The organism is Drancourtella sp. An12 (genome assembly GCF_002160935.1).
GTDB classification, from domain to species: Bacteria; Bacillota; Clostridia; order Lachnospirales; family Lachnospiraceae; genus Sellimonas; species Sellimonas catena.
The window spans coordinates 36,043-54,221 of record NZ_NFLO01000002.1 but is presented as its reverse complement, the minus strand read 5'-3'; the positions used below and the strand labels follow the sequence as shown (position 1 = coordinate 54,221).

Sequence of the window (18,179 nt, the reverse complement as noted above, 5' to 3'; positions counted from 1 at the left end):
TATTTTTGCGATTAATGATCTTAAAAATGAACAGGAAAATTTTCGGAGTTTCTAAAAAACTTTCGGGTGCCCCGCTCCTTTCGAGCGGAGCACCCGGCTCTGATCTTATACCGAAATGGCTGTCAACTTATTCAATAATGCCATGTTCTTTCATTTTCTGTTCAATTTCCTGTGCTGACATGATATTACGAAGTCCGATTACGATCGTTCCCTTCTTCTCCGCATCTTTGAACATATTTACAAAGTTCTGTGCGCAGAATACCACATCATACTGAGATGCCGCTGTCTTTCCTTCGGACAGTGCGCAGTGATGTACTTTTCCAGGCTTTAAGCCCACTTTGTCGAGTACTTTCTGCATTGTCATTTTCATCATCAGACTGGAGCCGGCTCCATTTGCACAACATACTAAAAAGCTCATATTCTCTTTTGCCATTTCTTTTCCTTCCTTTCCGGCAGATTATTTCCCTGCCTCACGTTTTGCTTTTAATTCTTTATACGCTTCATAATCTTCTGTAATAAGGAAATATCCTTCCTTATCCGCTCTGTACTCAAGCTGCGGAATAATGAGGAGTGCTACCGCCACAACAACAACACCCGCGTAGCTTAAGAACTTCATTACGACTGTCATCACCGGCCATACGACTGCCCAGTCCCACATACCGAGATATCCGCCGTAAGCTGCCATTCCAACCCATCCTGCAATCAGGGCCGAACCAAATACCTGACACAGACCGGAAATGAACGGGAGAATCAAAGCAGCTTTGATACCGCCTCTTTCGTTCGCGAAAATCGCGATAGTCGCATTATCAAAGAATACAGGTACGAATCCACAGATAACCAGTGTCGGGCTCTTCAGGACGATCAGCAGTGCAATCGCAATGATCTGTCCAAGGAAACCTGCCAGGAATCCGAGCGGAACAGCGTTTGCGGAACCGAATCCAAAGATAACCGCACAGTCAACACCCGGTACGGAACCTGGAAGCAGTCTGTCTGCGATACCCTGGAAAGATGCTGTCAGTTCTGTTACGAAAGTACGGACACCAAGCTGCAGAATTGCCAGATATACGGCAAAATACAGACAGGTCTGGATTACGTAGAATACCATGGATGCTCCTTCTTCCATGAATCCGCCCTCTACCAGATAATCTCTTCCGAGGATGCAGAGGATTGCACCAAAGAATACGAGCATCAGGATGGATGTACATACCATATTTTCGTTGAAGATGGACATGAAGCCCGGGAGCTCAATATCATCGATCTTCTTTACTTTTTTACCGTTTTTCTTGTTTCCGAACAGTTTCTCGGCAAGCCAGTAGTTCAGCGCCACACCAAACATCTGCTGATGAGCCAGAGTAAATCCGGCTCCGTCCGTAACTTCCTGACAAGGTTTGATCAGGAGGTTTGAGCCGACTGCCCAGTATGCTCCCAGGATGACTGCCATGACAACAAGCAGAGCCACGTTATTGGAAATCAGTCCCGGCAGAGCGAACATGATCAGCCAGTAAGCTGTTGCAGCCTGCTGTACCTGCACATGTCCGGTTGTAAACAGTGCACGCAGTTTGGTGTATTTGCTGAAACGAACCAGCAGAATGTTTACGATGAATGCGATCAGAAGAAGAATCATCGCATCGCCGAATCCTTTTCCAAATACTTCTTCAACACCGGCCGTAACCGCATTCTGTCCAAAATACGGGTCGATTACCATCGCATCGATGTTAAATACATCTCTCAGTCCTACAAGTACAGGACGGAAGTTGTTTGTCAGCCCCGAGGAACCAACGGTCAGGATCAAATATCCTACGATCGCCTTGATTACTCCCGCAAGTACATCATACCACGGTTTCTTCAGAAGGATATACCCGATCATTACGATCAGACCGATCATGAATGCTGGCTGCTGCAGGACGTTGGTCGCAAAATAGGACCAAATACTCATTAAAATATCCACGTCATTACCCTCTTCCTTTATAAGTATTTTTCTTCAAGTGCCAGAAGATCTTCCGGACCTTTTGCTTTTTTCAGCTCCTCCACAAGTTCTTCATTGGAAAGCATCTCGGCAAGTCTTGACATATTGTCCAGATGCTGGTCCGGATTGCAGGAAGCAAGTGTGAAAAACAGAACAGCATCCTTATCCGGATCGTCCGGATCGAAACTTACCGGCTGTTCCAGTTTCATAAAGGCAATCTCTGTCTTATGTACGCCTTCTGCGAATTCCTGAGAATGAGGCATTGCAAGCCCCGGCATGATTACAATGTACGGACCGTATTTCTCGACACACTTGATGATGTCTTCTTTGTAATTTCCCTCTACCGTCCCGTCCGCTTCCAGGACTTCACAGCTCATACGGATTGCGTCTCTCCAGTCTTTTGCGCTTTCGGCAAATTTGTAATGTTTCTTTTCCACAAATTCTTTTAACATCTTCTTTGCCTCCTTATTACAGACAGGAACGGAACGGAATGTTCTGCGGTGCTTCGAAGCAGTCTTCAAATCCTCTCCTGTGGTGGTATGCCATCTTGTCCTTATCTGTCGGGTACACGTATTTTCCGCCGACTTCCCAGAAGAACGGGTGGAATTTGTAATCCAGCCGGTCTTTCTTCATATTGTAAAGCACGCGGATCTCATTGATGTCTGCCATGAAGTTGGTCCACACATCGTAGTGGATCGGAATCACAACTTTACATCTCAAAGCCTCTGCCATACGAAGAATATCAACAGATGTCATCTTATCCTGCATTCCGACCGGGTTTTCTCCGTACGATCCAAATGCTACATCGATGTCGTAATCTTTTCCGTGTTTTGCAAAGTAGATAGAATAGTGAGAATCCCCGCTGTGGTAGATGTTTCCGCCCGGTGTCTTGATCAGGTAGTTTACTGCCTTCTCATCCATGTCGGTCGGGCATTTTCCTGTCAGTTCTTCTCTGTCCGGTCCTGTAGAATCCGTTGTTACAAGGCAGGTTCTGTCAAAGGAGTCCAGAGCAACAATCTCGATGTCTTTGATTTTAATGGTATCTCCCGGTTTCACTGTGATGCAGCGGTCTGCCGGAACGCCCCATTTCTGCCACAGTTCTACGGATTTCTTTGGTCCGATGAATGGAACCGGAATCTCTTCACCCTTTTCGTTGACGGTTGTCATGCCGGATTTGATTACGTGGGATGCATACTCCGCGCTCATATGATCCTGATGGTAATGGGTTGCCAGCACTGCATCCACCTGTTTGATCGCAAATGGATCAATTACAAATGGTACGGCACGAAGATTCGGCTGCATCGCTCTTGCTCCGCACATATTTGCCATCTGATGTCCGACCTTCATCTTCCCATCGCCGTGTGTTCTCTTTCCGTTTCCACACCACAGATCCACTGTGATGTTGCAGTTTCCAGGAGTTTTGAACCACATTCCGGTACATCCAAGCCACCACATTGCTACAGTTCCCGGTTTTACCTCTTCTGCCTCAATCTCCTCGTTGAGCCAGGTACCCCATTCCGGAAATGTACTCATAATCCAGCTCTCCCTTGTGATGTCGTCGATTTTGCTCATAAAAGCCCTCCTTTTCGTTCGAAACATTCATATATTTTGTTTCGTTTTGCCTGTTTCTTGTTCCTTTATATGTAGTATATTACTTTTTTTGAATTCAATCAAGTGATTTATATGAGCACTTATCATTTAAATGATCGTTTCTTGATTTTTTTATGATTTGCACAATTTAGGACTTCGGTTTTTGTGTATTTTCACAACAGGCAAACACAAGAAACCAGCCCTGTCTCAGAATTCTCCAAGACATAGCTGGTTCCCTGTGTTAATAGAGTTCTATAAAAAGAGTTTTGGCTTTAAGAAATCTACAATCTCTTGAATTGTCTTTTGTTGAAATGGATTACTGATTCCTGCATATTCCATTGTCTCAAAGTACCCACGGCTCCCGCCTGAACGGCAGAGCCTGTAGTACTCCTGCCATGCTTTCTCAGGATCCGCATCCATCATTCGATAAAACTGAAACGCTCCCATCTGTGCCAGAGCATAATCCACATAATAAAACGGATTAATAAAAATATGCTGCCTCTGCATCCAGTATCCGCCGCTTTCAAAAAATTCATTCCCATCATACTTTCTCCACGGCATATACACCTGTTCCAGTTCATGCCATATGCGCCTCCGCCCCATGGCATCCGGCTTATGTTCAAATACTTTGTGCTGAAATTCATCCACACACACCATAAAAGGAATTGCTTCAAGCGCCTGTGCCAAGTGATTTCTTCGATACTCTTCCGCCCGGTCACCAAAGAACTTGTCCATCCAAGGATAAGTAAGAAATTCCATAGACATAGAATGAGTCTCATTTATCTCATTGGATGCCCACATCATAGAAGACAACGGATAGATTCTGCTTGCTGTATACGCCTCGAATGCATGTCCCATCTCATGAGTCAACACATCTACATCTGCGCTGGTTCCATTAAAATTTGCAAAAATAAACGGAGATTTAACTTCTGATAAAAAGGCACAGTACCCTCCAGGCTGCTTGCCGGGCCTGCTATCCAGATCAAACATATTGTACTTTATCATAAAGTCAAAAAACTCGCCCGTCTCTTTCGACAGTTCATGGTACATCAACGATGCATTTTTAAGCATCTCCTCTTTTGTACCGCATGGATTTGCATTCCCTTCCGGATTTTTAAGCGATTCATCATAATATTCCAAAGAATCAAGCCCCAGTTTCCGCGCCTGTTCCCTGTACAGCTTTTCACAGAGAGGTACTATTTTCTCTCTTATAAATCCCCGAAAGCGACTGATATCTTCCGGTCCATAGTCCGTCCGTCCAAAGCGGGCATAAATATACGGAATATAGCTTTCAAATCCAAGTTGTTCTGCAATACGGCTTCTGACTTCAATCATTTTGCCGTAGATATCATCCAACCGGCCGGCAATGCTCTCATACATGGACGCCCACACATGAAACGCTTCTTTACGCACCTTCCTGTCCGCATCCTGCATAAATTTGGACAATTTGGCAAAGTTACATGTTTCCCCATGAAATTCTCTAACACAAGATGCCACCAGGCGATTGTACTCCTGACAAAGCCCCGATTCCAATTCCATGTCATCTACAACTTCAGTACTAACCAGATTTTGATTCATTTCCATTCGCTGGAGTATTAGTGCACCAAATCGTTCTTCAATTCCTTTCCTAAATGGCGATTGCAAAATCGAAGACTCCGCTTTTTGATACAGAAGCGATAATTCACCCATTTCCTCGTAAAATGCGTTCATCTCTCCCTCGTAAAACGAATCCGTTGTATCAATGGTATTGCGAATATACGCCAAATCATACATCGTCCACATGTGTCTGCTTCGTTGATCTTCTCTCTGAAAAATCTCCGCAAGCTCCTCAGGGCTCTGGGCATTCATGATATCGGAAGCATACTTTTTTACAGCTTCTTTTTCAGTCTTAAAATCCGGCCTTTCATATAAAAGCTCCGAAAACTGTTTCATTACGCCACTCCTTTCTCAGACCTTGTTTTCTTTCGCAAGAAGGCTTGAAAACTCGTGGAAATAACGTTCTCTTTCTTCTGCTGTCATTTTGACCAGCTCTTCAAACCGACTGATACCGATGTATCCAGCCGAAAAGAGTAACTCCGTAAAATCTTGTTTCGAAAATCCATATTCTTTTTCCCATTCGCAGATCTTTTTCATCCCATAATAATAGCATGTAAAATATCCCGGCGTATACTGTTGTGCAAGGACCTGCCCTCTTGCTGTTCCCCGATCAAACCCCAGTTCTTTTTCATACAATTCCACTACTTCTTCCAGTGTTTTTCCGAAATAGAACAGCATCAAATCTGCACATATTCTTACGGATGCATGATGGCGCCGATAGGCTACAAACAACGGAAAAAATGGATCTTCTCCGTAAATAAACTGAAAAGCCTTCTCACTCCTCAGACATGTGCCTTCCAAAAGCGGAACCAGTTTGGCTCCGATTTTGACTGTCTCGGGAGTCTCGTCTACTGCAGCACGAACATACTGCACATGATGTCCCGGATAGGCTTCATGAATCGAATTTAATTTGATCCATCCATCCGTCACATTCTGATAATTATATGTATTCAAAAACATCTGGCCTATGAAAGGCCGAATGCTGAAATCCCCTCCTTCATATCCACCCCAAGGATAGGATTCTTTACAGCTTTCCGGCACTTCTACACATCGGCAAATTTCATCATCCGGAAGTTTTACATATTCATGCGCCAGTGCTCGTGTCCTCTTTAAATAATCATTCGCACGGTCCAGCATTTCTTCAGCGCTGCTGCACGGTCCCTCATACTTTATCAAGATATCGTTTACTTCTTGCATGGTTTTCGGTGCCTGTTCCGGAATATCCAGACCGGCTGCAATGTCAAAAACATTCCTTCTTGTTTTATTCATCTCCTCCTGATACCAGGACAGCAGTTCATCCAAAGAGACTCCAAACTTTTTATTTAAAAGAATTCGATACTCTTCTTCCGTCATCTTGACAGTAATCGTCAAATCATCTTCTTTGATTTCCGGTCCGTTCCTCTTATCTTCTGCCAGATCATTTGCCATCTCTTCCATTACATCCCGAAGATTTCCCAGCGCTTCGTCCAGACATTTTATCTGCCCCTCCGAAAAAGTCGGAAACAATTTTCTTTCATCTATACGGCACTTTTCGACTGTCCGGCTTTCTTCTAAAAAATCACTTGCGAGCTCTTCTCTTCTGGCTGTATCATACTTTTCTTTCATCAGTTTTAAAAACGGTTCTTTGACCCTGCACCTTTGGTTTATACTTCTCGTTAATTCTTCACAACGTTCTTCATCCGTGTGTCGGTTCAGACGGGATACTGTCTCGATTTCCCAGTGGATCGTGAGATGATACCTTTCCGGGTGATCTTCTGTATCATAAAACGTATATTCCAAAGACTCCAGAAAATCCTGAAAGTGATGCTTCACCATGGAAAACACTCTGTCCGGTTCCTCCAGTTCGGCCACGCGTCTGCATAAACTCTTCCACCGTTCCCAGATTTTTTTCATATTGTCCTTATCTGGAATAAAAGCTTCCTGTGTTTCCTTCTCTTCCAGCTGATATCTAGAAAGCAGAGCACACTCTTTGTCAAGTTGGCGATACAAATGTAATAATTCTTCTTTTCCCATCTTTTCTCCTCTCAGACAGTTCTATTTTACATATTTTTCCATTTCTGAATCTGACAAATAGACATAATGACTTCCGCTTACATGATGCATGGATGGTTTTTCTACTCTATAATCATGTACATTCGGATTATAAGTAATATATCCCCTCCACTTCTCATATGCCGGATCCGGAACAGGAATTGCCGACAAAAGTGCTTTTGTATATGGATGAATTGGCTCACTATAAATCTCTTCCGGAGTCCCCTTTTCCACAAGACGTCCCTTGTTCATTACTCCAATATAATCAGAAAAGTATTTTACCACTGAAAGATCATGGGCGATAAAAAGTATTGTCAACCCCAGCTCTCTTTTCAGTTTATTCAGGAGATTGAGCACCTGTGCCTGAATCGATACATCCAGAGCAGAAACCGGCTCATCCGCAATGACAAGACTTGGCTTGGACGCCAGCACTCTGGCAATACCGATTCTCTGCCTCTGTCCACCAGAAAATTCGTGAGGATACCGGCTTAAATGGTCTTTTGTCAATCCAACAAGTTCAATCATTTCTTCACATCTTTTTCTCAATTCTTCATCATTTTTTACAACTTTATTAATCAGAAGTCCTTCTCCGATAATCTCCTGAATCGTCATACGAGGATTTAGAGAAGAAATTGGATCCTGAAATATCATCTGAATTCCCTGATGGACTGCAATTTTGTCTTCATGGCTGAGTTTTCCGGAAATCAGCCTGCCATTAAAATATATTTCTCCACCAGTCGGTTTGTACAATCGTATTATTGTACGTCCTGTTGTCGTTTTTCCGCATCCAGATTCTCCAACGAGCCCGAATGTCTCGCCTTTTGGAATCTGAAAACTTACATCATCCACCGCTTTTACAACCACTTTATTTTTTCCGAAGCCATTTGAAAAATACTGTTGCAGATGGCGGACATCCAACACTATTTCCTTATTAACCATTTGCCTGTTCCTCCCTCCGTCTCATACTGTTTGCGATTCTACGTTCCAGCACTTCCGGACGTTTTACTTTCGGTGCATTCGGATGAAGCAACCATGTTGCCGCATAATGTGTATCGCTCACTTTAAACATCGGCGGTTCCTTTTCAAAATCTATTGCAACGGCCCATGGATTTCGCTCTGCAAATGCGTCTCCCTTCGGAGGGAACAACATATTCGGAGGAGTCCCGTGAAGTGCACTCAACTCTTCACCTGCTTTCAGATTCGTATCCGGCATGGATGCCAAAAGGCTCCAGGTATACGGATGAAGCGGATCATAGAAGATATCTTCCGCTGTACCGTACTCTACAACTTTTCCCGCATACATAACGGCAATCCGGTCTGCAACATGGGCGACAACCCCAAGGTCATGTGTAATAAATATTGTCGACACATCCTTCTTCTCTCGCAGATTTCCAATCAGGGCGAGCACCTGCGCCTGAATAGTAACATCCAGTGCAGTAGTTGGTTCATCGCAGATCAAAATATCCGGATTAGAAGCAAGTGCAATTGCAATCACAATTCGCTGACGCATTCCCCCTGAAAAGTGGAACGGATACTGATTATACCGTTTCTCCGGTTCCGGTATTCCTACTGCTGCCATTAACTCCAATGTCCGCTTCTTCGCCTCTGCCTTTGGCATTTTATGCAGAATTGTAAATATTTCCGAAATTTGTTTGCCGATTTTTTTTATCGGATTCAGAGAGGACAGTGGATCCTGAAATATCATGGCTATATCTCTGCCGCGTATCTTTTCCCACTGTTTTTCTGTCAATTTTGTCAAGTCCATGCCTTTATACATAGCACTTCCCTTCTCAATCACAGCAGTCCTTCCCAGAAGCCCCATCAACGTTTTTACAGTAACCGATTTTCCGGATCCGGATTCTCCTACTATTGCCAGTGTTTCCCTTTTATACAGATCAAAACTGCTGCTCCTGACAGCCTGTACCTTCCCGGCATACGTCTGAAAGGACACCGTCAGATCTTTTACTTCCAGTACTTTTTCTCTCTCCTCGTTCATAGCTATATCCTATCCTTTCTGATCTGATTTCTCATCCTTCATTATTGTCTAAGTGTCGGGTTGAAAGCATCCCGAAGTCCGTTTCCTAACAGATTAAACGCCAGCATCAGAAATACAATCACAAATCCCGGCGATACAATCATAAACGGATAATCCAAAAGCGCTTTCTGAGCATCAGACAAGAGCATGCCGATCGACGGGTTTGGTGCCTGAACACCAAGTCCCAGATAAGATAGTCCCGCTTCCTGGAAAACGACATTCGGAACAGACAATGCGCACTGCGTAATAATCGTTCCTACAGCATTTGGCAGCACATGCCGGACCATGATCCTGGCATCACTTGCTCCCATTGTCCTTGCAGCCAGTACATATTCTTTATTCTTGTAGCGATAAAACTGCATTCGTACCCCGTTAGCCATGCCCATCCATCCAGTCAGACAGAATACAAGCATCAGAGGGAGTATCCCAGATCCAAACAGCATGATCAGAAGAATTGTCAGCGGCAGGGCAGGGATGTTCCAGATAACATCCATCAAGCGCTGGATAATCAAATCAACCCATCCTCCATAGTATCCGCAGATGGCACCTATGATCAGGCCAATCGTCAGATTGATTGCTACAACTGCGAAAGCCAGGATCAGGGAAACTCTTGTACCCTGCCATAATCTTGAGAACAGGTCCCGTCCCAGTGCATCTGATCCGAACCAGTAATATACGTCATCCGCCCCTTTATACTTGTACATATTAATTTTAATCCGCTCCATCTCCACTGTTCCAAACGCAGATTTATCTGTTACCGTTCCCAGACTTTTAATAATGCAGTCTTCGTATTCAGCAAGGCTGCTCTTCTGGACCTCCAACACCTCACTGCCATCAAAAATTCCGAGCTTTTCCAGCCCCTGAATTCTGGGCGGCATATTTTTAAGCTCTACATTTTGCTCCAGATAATTGTACGGACTGAGGTACGGACCAACAATTCCCATAAAAACAATAAACAACGTTATACATGCCGCAACAACCGTCGTCTTACTTCTTAAAAATCTGCGGAAAACATCTTTTCCATAAGATACTGCTTCTGTTTTAAATTCAACATCCTTGATTTCTTCTTCTCTTTCTACCAGTTGGAACTCTGACGGTCCCATATTGAGCAGTTCTTCACTCAAAGGCTCTCCATCTGCCAAATAAACTTTTCTATCAGTCATCCTTTTTACCTCCCATCCGAATACGAGGATCCACAAAGCCATACGACAGATCGGCAAGAATCGCCATCAGAAGTCCAATCAATACATAGAAGATAACAATGCCCATTGTCAGCCAGTGATCTTTCCCATTGATGGACTGCAAAAGCGTCTTACTGAGTCCAGGAACTCCAAAAATCTGTTCTATTACAAGCGAACTGGAAAGCACTCCCAAAAATAAATATAAAAAGGTACTTGCAAGCGGTACACATGAATTTCTTAACGCATGCCGCAAAATCGTCTGTCTGTAATTAAGTCCTTTTGCTCTGGCCAGCATCATAAAATCCATTGTCAATACTTCCGCCAGTTCTGCCCGCAATGTTCTTGCAATACTTGCTATTCCCCCGAAGCTCAATGCCAGAATCGGCAGAATCATGGAATAGAATTTTGACAGCGTCAAACTTTCTTCCGTCTCCAGTACCAGAGGAAACCATCCCCGTTTGTATCCAAGAAAATATTGCATCAGTGCTGCGAGCACAAAGGATGGAACCGATATGAGAAGAATAACAAAGCTGCTTACAACATGATCGTAAATCGTATCTTTTTTGATCGCCATTGTAATTCCAAAAAGCAGTCCGAATGGCAAAATAAAGAATGCCGCAAAATAGTTCAGCTGTATTGTTACCGGAAGGCGTTCCAGCACACACTGAAATACCGGTACCCCAGGTCTCACTTTAAGCGAGTAACCAAAATCAAAGTGCAAATAGTCTGTCATCGTGTATCCAAATTGAGCAATCAGCGAATCATTCAAATGATACTTATCCATGATCATTTCGCGAATGGCCGGATCCAGCTTTGGGGAAAAATCAATAATGTCCCCAGGCATGGAATGAAGCACAAAGAAAACAACAATCAGAATGACAATAAATGTCAGAAAAGCCGCAATCAGTCTCTGTATAATGTATTTGACCATCTAGTATCCCTCTTTCTAATTTATGCCGCCAGAAGCAGGATGCTTTGGCGGCATCTGTATCGTAATTTTAGTTAAATTTTGCCTGCATCAGACAGAATTTCAATTCTGGATCTCCTTCATCCATTAATGGCGTGATTTTGGAACTAAAGAAGTAACGGCTTCCACCCGAATATGCCGGGATAAAGCTGCAGTCATTGTACAGGATTTCTTCCATTTTCGCTGTTGCTTCCAGTTTTTTCTGGGCATCCCATCTATAATCATACATCGCGCATTTATAGAACAGATCATCCCATTGTTTTGAAAGTTCATCGTCTGCAATAACACAATACTGTGTGTTGTATACATATGGTCCGCTGTACACAAAATTCGTGTTATTCCATGGTGCATCATATGTATTTGCCCATCCACAACTGAGACACATATCGTAGTTCATCTTATCACGCGCAATTTCTTCATAAATGATTGCAGCTGGTGTAGCCTGAAGTTTGATTTCTAATTTATCCTCTCCAAACAGTTCCTGATATGCTGACTGTATTGCTTCCGCCCACGTTTTACTTACTTCACTATTATCTGAATAAATTGCTGTAATAGAAATTTTTTGACCTCCATTAGCCTGGTAGGCTTTATCAAAATACTCTTTTGCCAGATCTGCATCATATCCTTCCTGGGTCACTTCATGACCATCCATGCGGATCGCTTTAGCCTCTTTTGTCTCATGATACATTACCGTCTTATTATCTTTATCCGCCGGATCCGGCATTGTTGAAAACGGAACATACTGATATGCACTTGGCAATGCTGTTGGAAATACAGCTTTTACAACAGACTCTCTGTCAAGACCCCAGTAAAATGCATAACGAAGATTTACATCTTTTAACGCTTCACATGTCGGAGTTTCTGAATTAATGAATAATCCATAGTTATCAATGGTATATACATAACGCGCTCCATCATATTCATCATATGCCGGCTGATTTGCAACTACTGCATCCAATTCCCCTTTTTCAAACATTTGCACAATTGTATTGGCATCAGTGATTGCCTGATATTCAACCTTGTCCGGTGTATATACATCTTCCAGCGGAGCCTTCCCATCTGTTCTCCGTGTCAATTCCAAATACTGTCCTTGAATCAATGATGTCGGTTCATACAAGGCTGATGCCATAAACTTATCCAAACTTGATCCATAAGAACACTCCGTCTTGTCAGCGTTTAAACACGAATCGTATACTTCCGGGTTTACTACTGCTGTTCCTACAAAACAGAAAAGATCTTTTACATCTTTTGCACTTTCCGGTTCATAATTCTCTGCATATGTTACTTCAATTGTATTTTCATCTATCGCCTGAAATCCTACCTCTTCCCAATCACATTCACCCTTTAAATAAGCATCTCCATTTTCAAAATTAGTTGCATTCACATTACGATTAGCAAGCTTGGGATCATTTAACATTTTGATACTATATTCAACAGTTTCTGCATTGATTTCCGTTCCATCCGTAAATGTAAATCCATCCTGCACCTTTATTGTCCAGACTTTATGCGAATCGTCCTTTGCAACAGGATCCCCATCCGCCAATGACGGAACAAACGTTTTAGCGCCCGCTTCTTCATCCCAGATCTCTCGATACAATGTTGCACTCATATCAAGAAGAAGTTCATAATTGTCAGCCGTAGTATGTGGGTTTAAGGTTTGAGGGGTGTCTGAAAAATATGTTTTTAGAACTTTTTCTCCACTCTCTGACTTTTTACCACCTGAAGTTTCTTCCGTTCCGCCATTCCCACTACAGGCAGTTAACCCCAGAGCTGCTGTCAACATAACGGCTGTTAAAATTCGTGTTTTTTTCATACGAGTCATATCCTCCCATTCTTTATTTTTGCATTATTCAGTTATTACAAAGCTATCCTCCTTTCTCTGTTCTATTTCCTCCCTTTTCATGGTTAAGGTTCAAAAAAACCGATAACTTATAAAGCTTAAAAATGCTGATATAGCTGTACACGCACACCCTATGCACAGGGAAAAGGCAACTGGTTTCTGTCTTGTCTCATCCATAACAACATTAATCGTATAATCAGCCAAGCTCATAGGATGCAATTCTCCATCCAGTTTATTTCCCTGTTTCCAACGTCTTTTATAAGCAATATATGAGAATGTTTTGAACAGCCCAACATTTCGTATATACCTTGTTCCCCCGACAACAATATAAACTGCTGCTACAACGAACAATGTATTCGAAATATTTAACAATGTACTCTCTTTGAAATGAGTAACAAGAAATATTATCGCTAAAAGAAGTGCTATAGAAAATGTCCTGACTTTTTCGTTTTTCAGGCAGGTTTTTAACATTATTTTTTTCATCTTTCTCCCCTCGCTTTACTATTTTTCTGTCAATTCGTAATTCTATACTTTATCGGTGGTCATCACCTTTTTTTCTTATCACGGCTCTTTCATTTTACCCCCCCCCGTATATTTTAGTCAATCTTTTCCTGACATTTATTACTATTTTCAGATAAGTATACAATTTTCATCGCTCACTTTTGTGCTTTTTAAACAAAATTATCATTTACTGATCTTATCTGGTAGTCATTTTGGTTATAGAAGCATAAAAAAAGAAACACATTTTCCAAACCGAAAATGCATTTCTTTCTCTTTACTTATTTTTCCTGCTGGAGGCTGCAAAAGTCGTGAAAATAGTGTTCCCGCTCTTTCGGGGTCATCTTCACCAGTTCCTCAAAGCGGTCCATGCTGATATATCCCGCGGAGAACAAAAGCTCGGTGAATTCTTTTTTGGAGAAATCGTACTCCTTCTCCCAATCGCAGATTTTTTTCATGCCGTAGTAATAGCAGGTAAAATACCCGGGCGAGTTCTGATGTGCCCTTACCTGGCCTCTTGCCGTTACCCTGTCGAATCCGAGTTCCGTTTCGTACAGTCTGATTACTTCCTCCAGAGACGCCCCGTAATAAAACAGCATCAGATCCGCACAGATCCGCACGGAAGCATGATGCCGCCGGTATGCGACAAAGAGCGGGAAGAACGGATCTTCCGAGAAGAGATCCTGGAATGCGCGCTCGGTCCGAAGGCAGGTCCCTTCCAGAAGCGGCACCAGCTTGGCTCCGATTTTGACCGTCTCCGGCGTCTCGTCAACCACGGCCCTCACATACTGTACATGGTGCCCCGGATAGGCTTCGTGGAGAGTATTCATCCGGATCCATCCGTCCGTTACATTCTTGTAGTTGTAAACATTCAGAAACATCTGTCCCACAAGCGGCCGGATACTGAAATCTCCGCCTTCATATCCGCCCCACGGGTAGGAATCTTTGCAGCACTCCGGCACTGGTAAACAGATACACGTTTCATCCTCCGGAAGCCGGACATACTCATGGGCCAGCGCTCTGGTTCGTTTCAGATACTCGTTTGCGCGGTCCAGCATCTCCTCCGGAGTATCGCAAGGGCCTTCGTATTTGAACAAAATATCATTGACCTCTTCCATTGTAGCCGGCGCAGGCTCCGGGATGTCCAGTTTCCCGGCGATCTCAAAGACTTCGGCCCTGGTCTTCTCGATCTCTTCCCGATACCAGGACAGGAGCTCATCCAAAGACACTCCCATCTGTTTTTGCAGAATGGTCCGGTAGGCGTCCGCATCCATCTTTATCGTCTGCTTCAGGTCTTCTTCCACGGTCTCCGACGCCGGCGCTTCTTCATCCCGAAGGACAGCCGCCATTTCTTTCAGAACGGTCTCCGTCTTCATCAGCGCCTTCTCCAGCCTTTCCATCTGTCCGTCCTGGAAGGAAGGAAAAAACCGCTTCAGGTCCGTCCGGTACATCTCTACCATTCTGCTCTCTTTCCGGAATTCTTCCGAAAGATCTCCCGTGCTTCCTTCTGCCCTTGCCTGAATCAGTTCCAGCACGCTGTCCTTTGCTTCACAAATCTCACGAAGATAGTCCGTCAGCCCCTGACACCGTTCCTCGTCCGGATGCCGGTTCAGCCGGGAAGTATTCTCGATTTCCCAGTGCACACCCAGGTGATCCGCCTCCGGATGCTCTTCCTTATCACGCAGTGTATACTCCAGCGAATCCAGAAAGTCCTTAAAATGATGCTTTATCAAGGAGAATACCCGGTCTGGTTCCTCCAGTTCCTCCATCCTCTTTTTCAATTCCTCCACCCTGCTCCATGCCTGTCTCATGTGCTCTTCTGTTGGAAGAAATATCTTGCTTTTCTTCTGTTTGCCATCCAGCCAAAATCTGGACAGCAACGCGCAGTCTCTGTCCAGTTCCCGGTACTGTCGTCTCAGTTCTTCGTATCCCTTTGCCATCTCCGTTCGCTCCTTTTGTGTCCGATTGATCGGTTTTATAATCTTTTCTTCATCTTAGCACAGCATTTACGCTTCTTCAATACAACACAAAAAGGGACACTCTCTGAAAGTCTGCACTTTCAAAGAGTGTCCCTGATTACTTTATCTTCTGTCTCTTAGCTGAAAGACTGCTCTGTACGGTTAATGATCTCATCCTGAAGCGGTTTATCCAGGTTGCGGAAGAAATCACTGTATCCTGCAACACGAACAATCAGATCTTTATAATCCTCCGGATGTTTCTGTGCATTGATCAGAGTCTGGCGATCCACTACGTTGAACTGGATATGGTGACCATCCATCGCGAAGTAAGAACGGATCAGGTCTGCCATATGATTGAGGCCTTCTTCGCCTGCTACAACGTCCGGTGTAAACTTCTGATTCAGAAGTGTTCCGCCTGTTGCAAGATGATCCATCTTGGAGCAGGATTTAATAACTGCTGTCGGTCCGTTTGTATCTGCGGATTTTTCCGGAGAGATACCTTCGGATACCGGTTTGTGAGCTTTTCTTCCGTTCGGAGTTGCAAGGATGACATCTCCGAAGTATACATGACAGGTTGTCGGCAGCATATCGATGCGGTATTCTCCGCCTCTGATATTCGGACGTCCTGTGATGGTGCTTCTGTAAAGCTCGAAAATATCCTGCATGATATCATCTGCGTAATCATCATCATTACCATATTTCGGGCTGTTGTCATGAACCATCTTGTAGATGGAATCATATCCTTCGAAGTCATGTTCCATTGCTTCGATCAGCTCTTCCATGGTGAAGTTCTTCTTGTCGTAAACATTGTATTTGATTGCAGCAACACAGTCAGTAACCGTTCCGATACCTACACCCTGAATGTAGCTTGTGTTGTATCTTGCTCCACCTGCATTGTAGTCTTTTGCCTTGGAGATACAGTCATTTGTTACAACAGACAGACATGGTGCCGGCATGTTTTCAGCATATAATTTTTCAATAACATTGTTTCCACGGATCTTAACATCTACGAAGTACTCAAGCTGTTTCTTAAATGCAGCCCATAATTCGTCAAATGTCTTGAAGTCTTTTGCGTATCCAAGCTGAAGACCAAGCTGCTTTTTGCTGTACTCATCGTATCCGTTGAACAGTGTCAGCTGGAAGATCTTCGGAATGTTCAGGTAACCTGTCAGGATATAAGCTTCGCTTCCCCATGCTCCGGTCTCTACACATCCTGAGGATCCACCGCGTCTTGCATCCGGCAGACTCTTTCCTGCATTAAGGAGCTCTGCAATCTGAGCCTCTGTGTTATAGAATGCCGGCTGTCCCCATCCTTCTCTGGAGATTTCACATGCTCTCTTTAAGAATTTTGCCGGTGTCTTCTTGCTGATAGTTACGTTGGAGTTCGGCTGAACCAGTCTCATCTCATCCATGCAGTCAAGGATCAGATAACTTACTTCATTGACACCGTTACGTCCATCCGGTGTTACCCCGCCTGTGTTGATATTTGCGAAATCGGTGTATGTTGCACTTTCTTTCAGTGTGATACCAACTTTTACAGGAGCCGGCTGATTGTAGAATTTTACCCACAGACATTCCAGAAGCTCTTTTGCTTTCTCATCATCCAGAATACCGTCGGCAACATCTTTCTGATAATATGGATACAGATGCTGATCCAGTCTTCCCGGGCTGAAAGCATCCCAAGGATTCAGTTCTGTCGTAACTGCAAGGTGTGTAAACCAGTACAGCTGGATTGCCTGCCAGTATGTCTGCGGCTTGTGTGCCGGTACAACTTCCAGGTTTGCAGCAATCTGAAGCAGCTCTGCCTTTCTTGTCTCGTTTTCTTCTTTTTCTGCCATTTCAAGAGCAAGTTTGTGATAACGCTCTCCAAGAATAATGACAGCATCGCACGCGATATCCATCGCTTTCAGCTCTTCTGCTTTATCCAGCGCTTCCGGATCATTGATGTAATCCAGAGCATCCATTGTCTTTTTGATTTTCTCTTTATAATCCATGTATCCGGTTGTGAATACCTGCTCGCCTCCGCATGTATGTCCAGGTCCTCTCTGCTCCATGAACTCTGTGAACATACCTGCTTCATAGCAGTCATGCCATTCCGGTGTCATCTTGGAAAGAAGCTTTTCTCTCATGCTTCTTCCTGTCCAGTACGGGATAATCTCTTCTCTCTGAAGCTTCCGGTCTTCTTCTGTTGTCTTGAAGGATACCAGATCTCTTTCGCTCATGACGATCATATCCTCTTCACTGTGGCAGCAAAGTTCCGGGAATGTCGGAGATGCCTGAGGATCTTTTCCTTTTTCACCAACGATCAGTTCGCCGTCTCCAAGATATAATGTCTTCTTGGAAAAATATTCTTTCAGAGTCATCGCTCTCATAACCGGAATTGAATATTTTCCATCGTTTTCTCTGTAAAAGTCTGTCTCGATTTTTGCTCTTTCCAGGTCAATATGAACCGGAGTAGTTACACTGATCTGTCTGAGTTTCTGAATTCTTTCATTCATACCGCGAAGTTTTGCCATT

14 protein-coding genes are annotated in these 18,179 nt (G+C 43.8%); all 14 read right to left on the bottom strand.

All coding sequences use genetic code 11. From position 1 onward, the window contains the following. Nucleotides 1-127 precede the first annotated feature (127 nt). A complete protein-coding gene (locus B5E64_RS02600) occupies nucleotides 128-433 on the bottom strand; it encodes a PTS sugar transporter subunit IIB (RefSeq protein ID WP_087166983.1) in 306 nt (101 codons plus the stop codon). A gap of 24 nt (nucleotides 434-457) precedes the next feature. Beyond that, nucleotides 458-1,948 carry a PTS ascorbate transporter subunit IIC gene (locus B5E64_RS02595; protein WP_087166982.1) on the bottom strand — a complete coding sequence of 497 codons (1,491 nt, stop codon included), beginning with the start codon at nucleotides 1,946-1,948 and terminating at the stop codon, nucleotides 458-460. A gap of 17 nt (nucleotides 1,949-1,965) precedes the next feature. After that, a complete protein-coding gene (locus B5E64_RS02590; protein WP_087166981.1) occupies nucleotides 1,966-2,418 on the bottom strand; it encodes a PTS sugar transporter subunit IIA in 453 nt (150 codons plus the stop codon). Nucleotides 2,419-2,434: 16 nt separating this feature from the next. Next, nucleotides 2,435-3,538 (bottom strand): L-ascorbate 6-phosphate lactonase, encoded by a 1,104-nt coding sequence (gene ulaG, locus B5E64_RS02585; RefSeq protein ID WP_087166980.1) that lies wholly within the window; start codon nucleotides 3,536-3,538, stop codon nucleotides 2,435-2,437. A 270-nt stretch (nucleotides 3,539-3,808) separates the two neighbouring features. Beyond that, nucleotides 3,809-5,488 (bottom strand): M3 family oligoendopeptidase, encoded by a 1,680-nt coding sequence (locus B5E64_RS02580; protein WP_087166979.1) that lies wholly within the window; start codon nucleotides 5,486-5,488, stop codon nucleotides 3,809-3,811. 15 nt (nucleotides 5,489-5,503) lie between these two features. Beyond that, complete coding sequence (locus B5E64_RS02575; protein ID WP_162610120.1) at nucleotides 5,504-7,045, bottom strand: DUF885 family protein; 1,542 nt, start codon at nucleotides 7,043-7,045, stop codon at nucleotides 5,504-5,506. A gap of 141 nt (nucleotides 7,046-7,186) precedes the next feature. Beyond that, complete coding sequence (locus tag B5E64_RS02570; protein ID WP_087166977.1) at nucleotides 7,187-8,122, bottom strand: ATP-binding cassette domain-containing protein; 936 nt, start codon at nucleotides 8,120-8,122, stop codon at nucleotides 7,187-7,189. Next, complete coding sequence (locus tag B5E64_RS02565) at nucleotides 8,115-9,179, bottom strand: ABC transporter ATP-binding protein (protein WP_087166976.1); 1,065 nt, start codon at nucleotides 9,177-9,179, stop codon at nucleotides 8,115-8,117. Before B5E64_RS02565 ends, B5E64_RS02570 begins: the two co-directional genes overlap by 8 nt. Nucleotides 9,180-9,220: 41 nt before the next feature. Then, complete coding sequence (locus B5E64_RS02560; RefSeq protein WP_162610119.1) at nucleotides 9,221-10,381, bottom strand: ABC transporter permease; 1,161 nt, start codon at nucleotides 10,379-10,381, stop codon at nucleotides 9,221-9,223. Next, a complete protein-coding gene (locus B5E64_RS02555) occupies nucleotides 10,374-11,330 on the bottom strand; it encodes an ABC transporter permease (RefSeq protein ID WP_087166974.1) in 957 nt (318 codons plus the stop codon). Before B5E64_RS02555 ends, B5E64_RS02560 begins: the two co-directional genes overlap by 8 nt. Before the next feature lie 67 nt (nucleotides 11,331-11,397). Next, nucleotides 11,398-13,179 (bottom strand): ABC transporter substrate-binding protein, encoded by a 1,782-nt coding sequence (locus B5E64_RS02550; protein WP_162610118.1) that lies wholly within the window; start codon nucleotides 13,177-13,179, stop codon nucleotides 11,398-11,400. Nucleotides 13,180-13,278: 99 nt separating this feature from the next. Further along, entirely contained in the window at nucleotides 13,279-13,689 is a 411-nt protein-coding gene (locus tag B5E64_RS02545) for a DUF3899 domain-containing protein (RefSeq protein WP_087166972.1), read from the bottom strand. 296 nt (nucleotides 13,690-13,985) lie between these two features. Continuing rightward, complete coding sequence (locus tag B5E64_RS02540) at nucleotides 13,986-15,644, bottom strand: DUF885 family protein (RefSeq protein WP_087166971.1); 1,659 nt, start codon at nucleotides 15,642-15,644, stop codon at nucleotides 13,986-13,988. Between the two features lie 155 nt (nucleotides 15,645-15,799). Next, nucleotides 15,800-18,178, bottom strand: coding sequence for a trans-4-hydroxy-L-proline dehydratase (hypD, locus tag B5E64_RS02535; RefSeq protein ID WP_087166970.1), 2,379 nt, complete (start codon nucleotides 18,176-18,178; stop codon nucleotides 15,800-15,802). Between the last annotated feature and the right edge of the window lies 1 nt (nucleotide 18,179).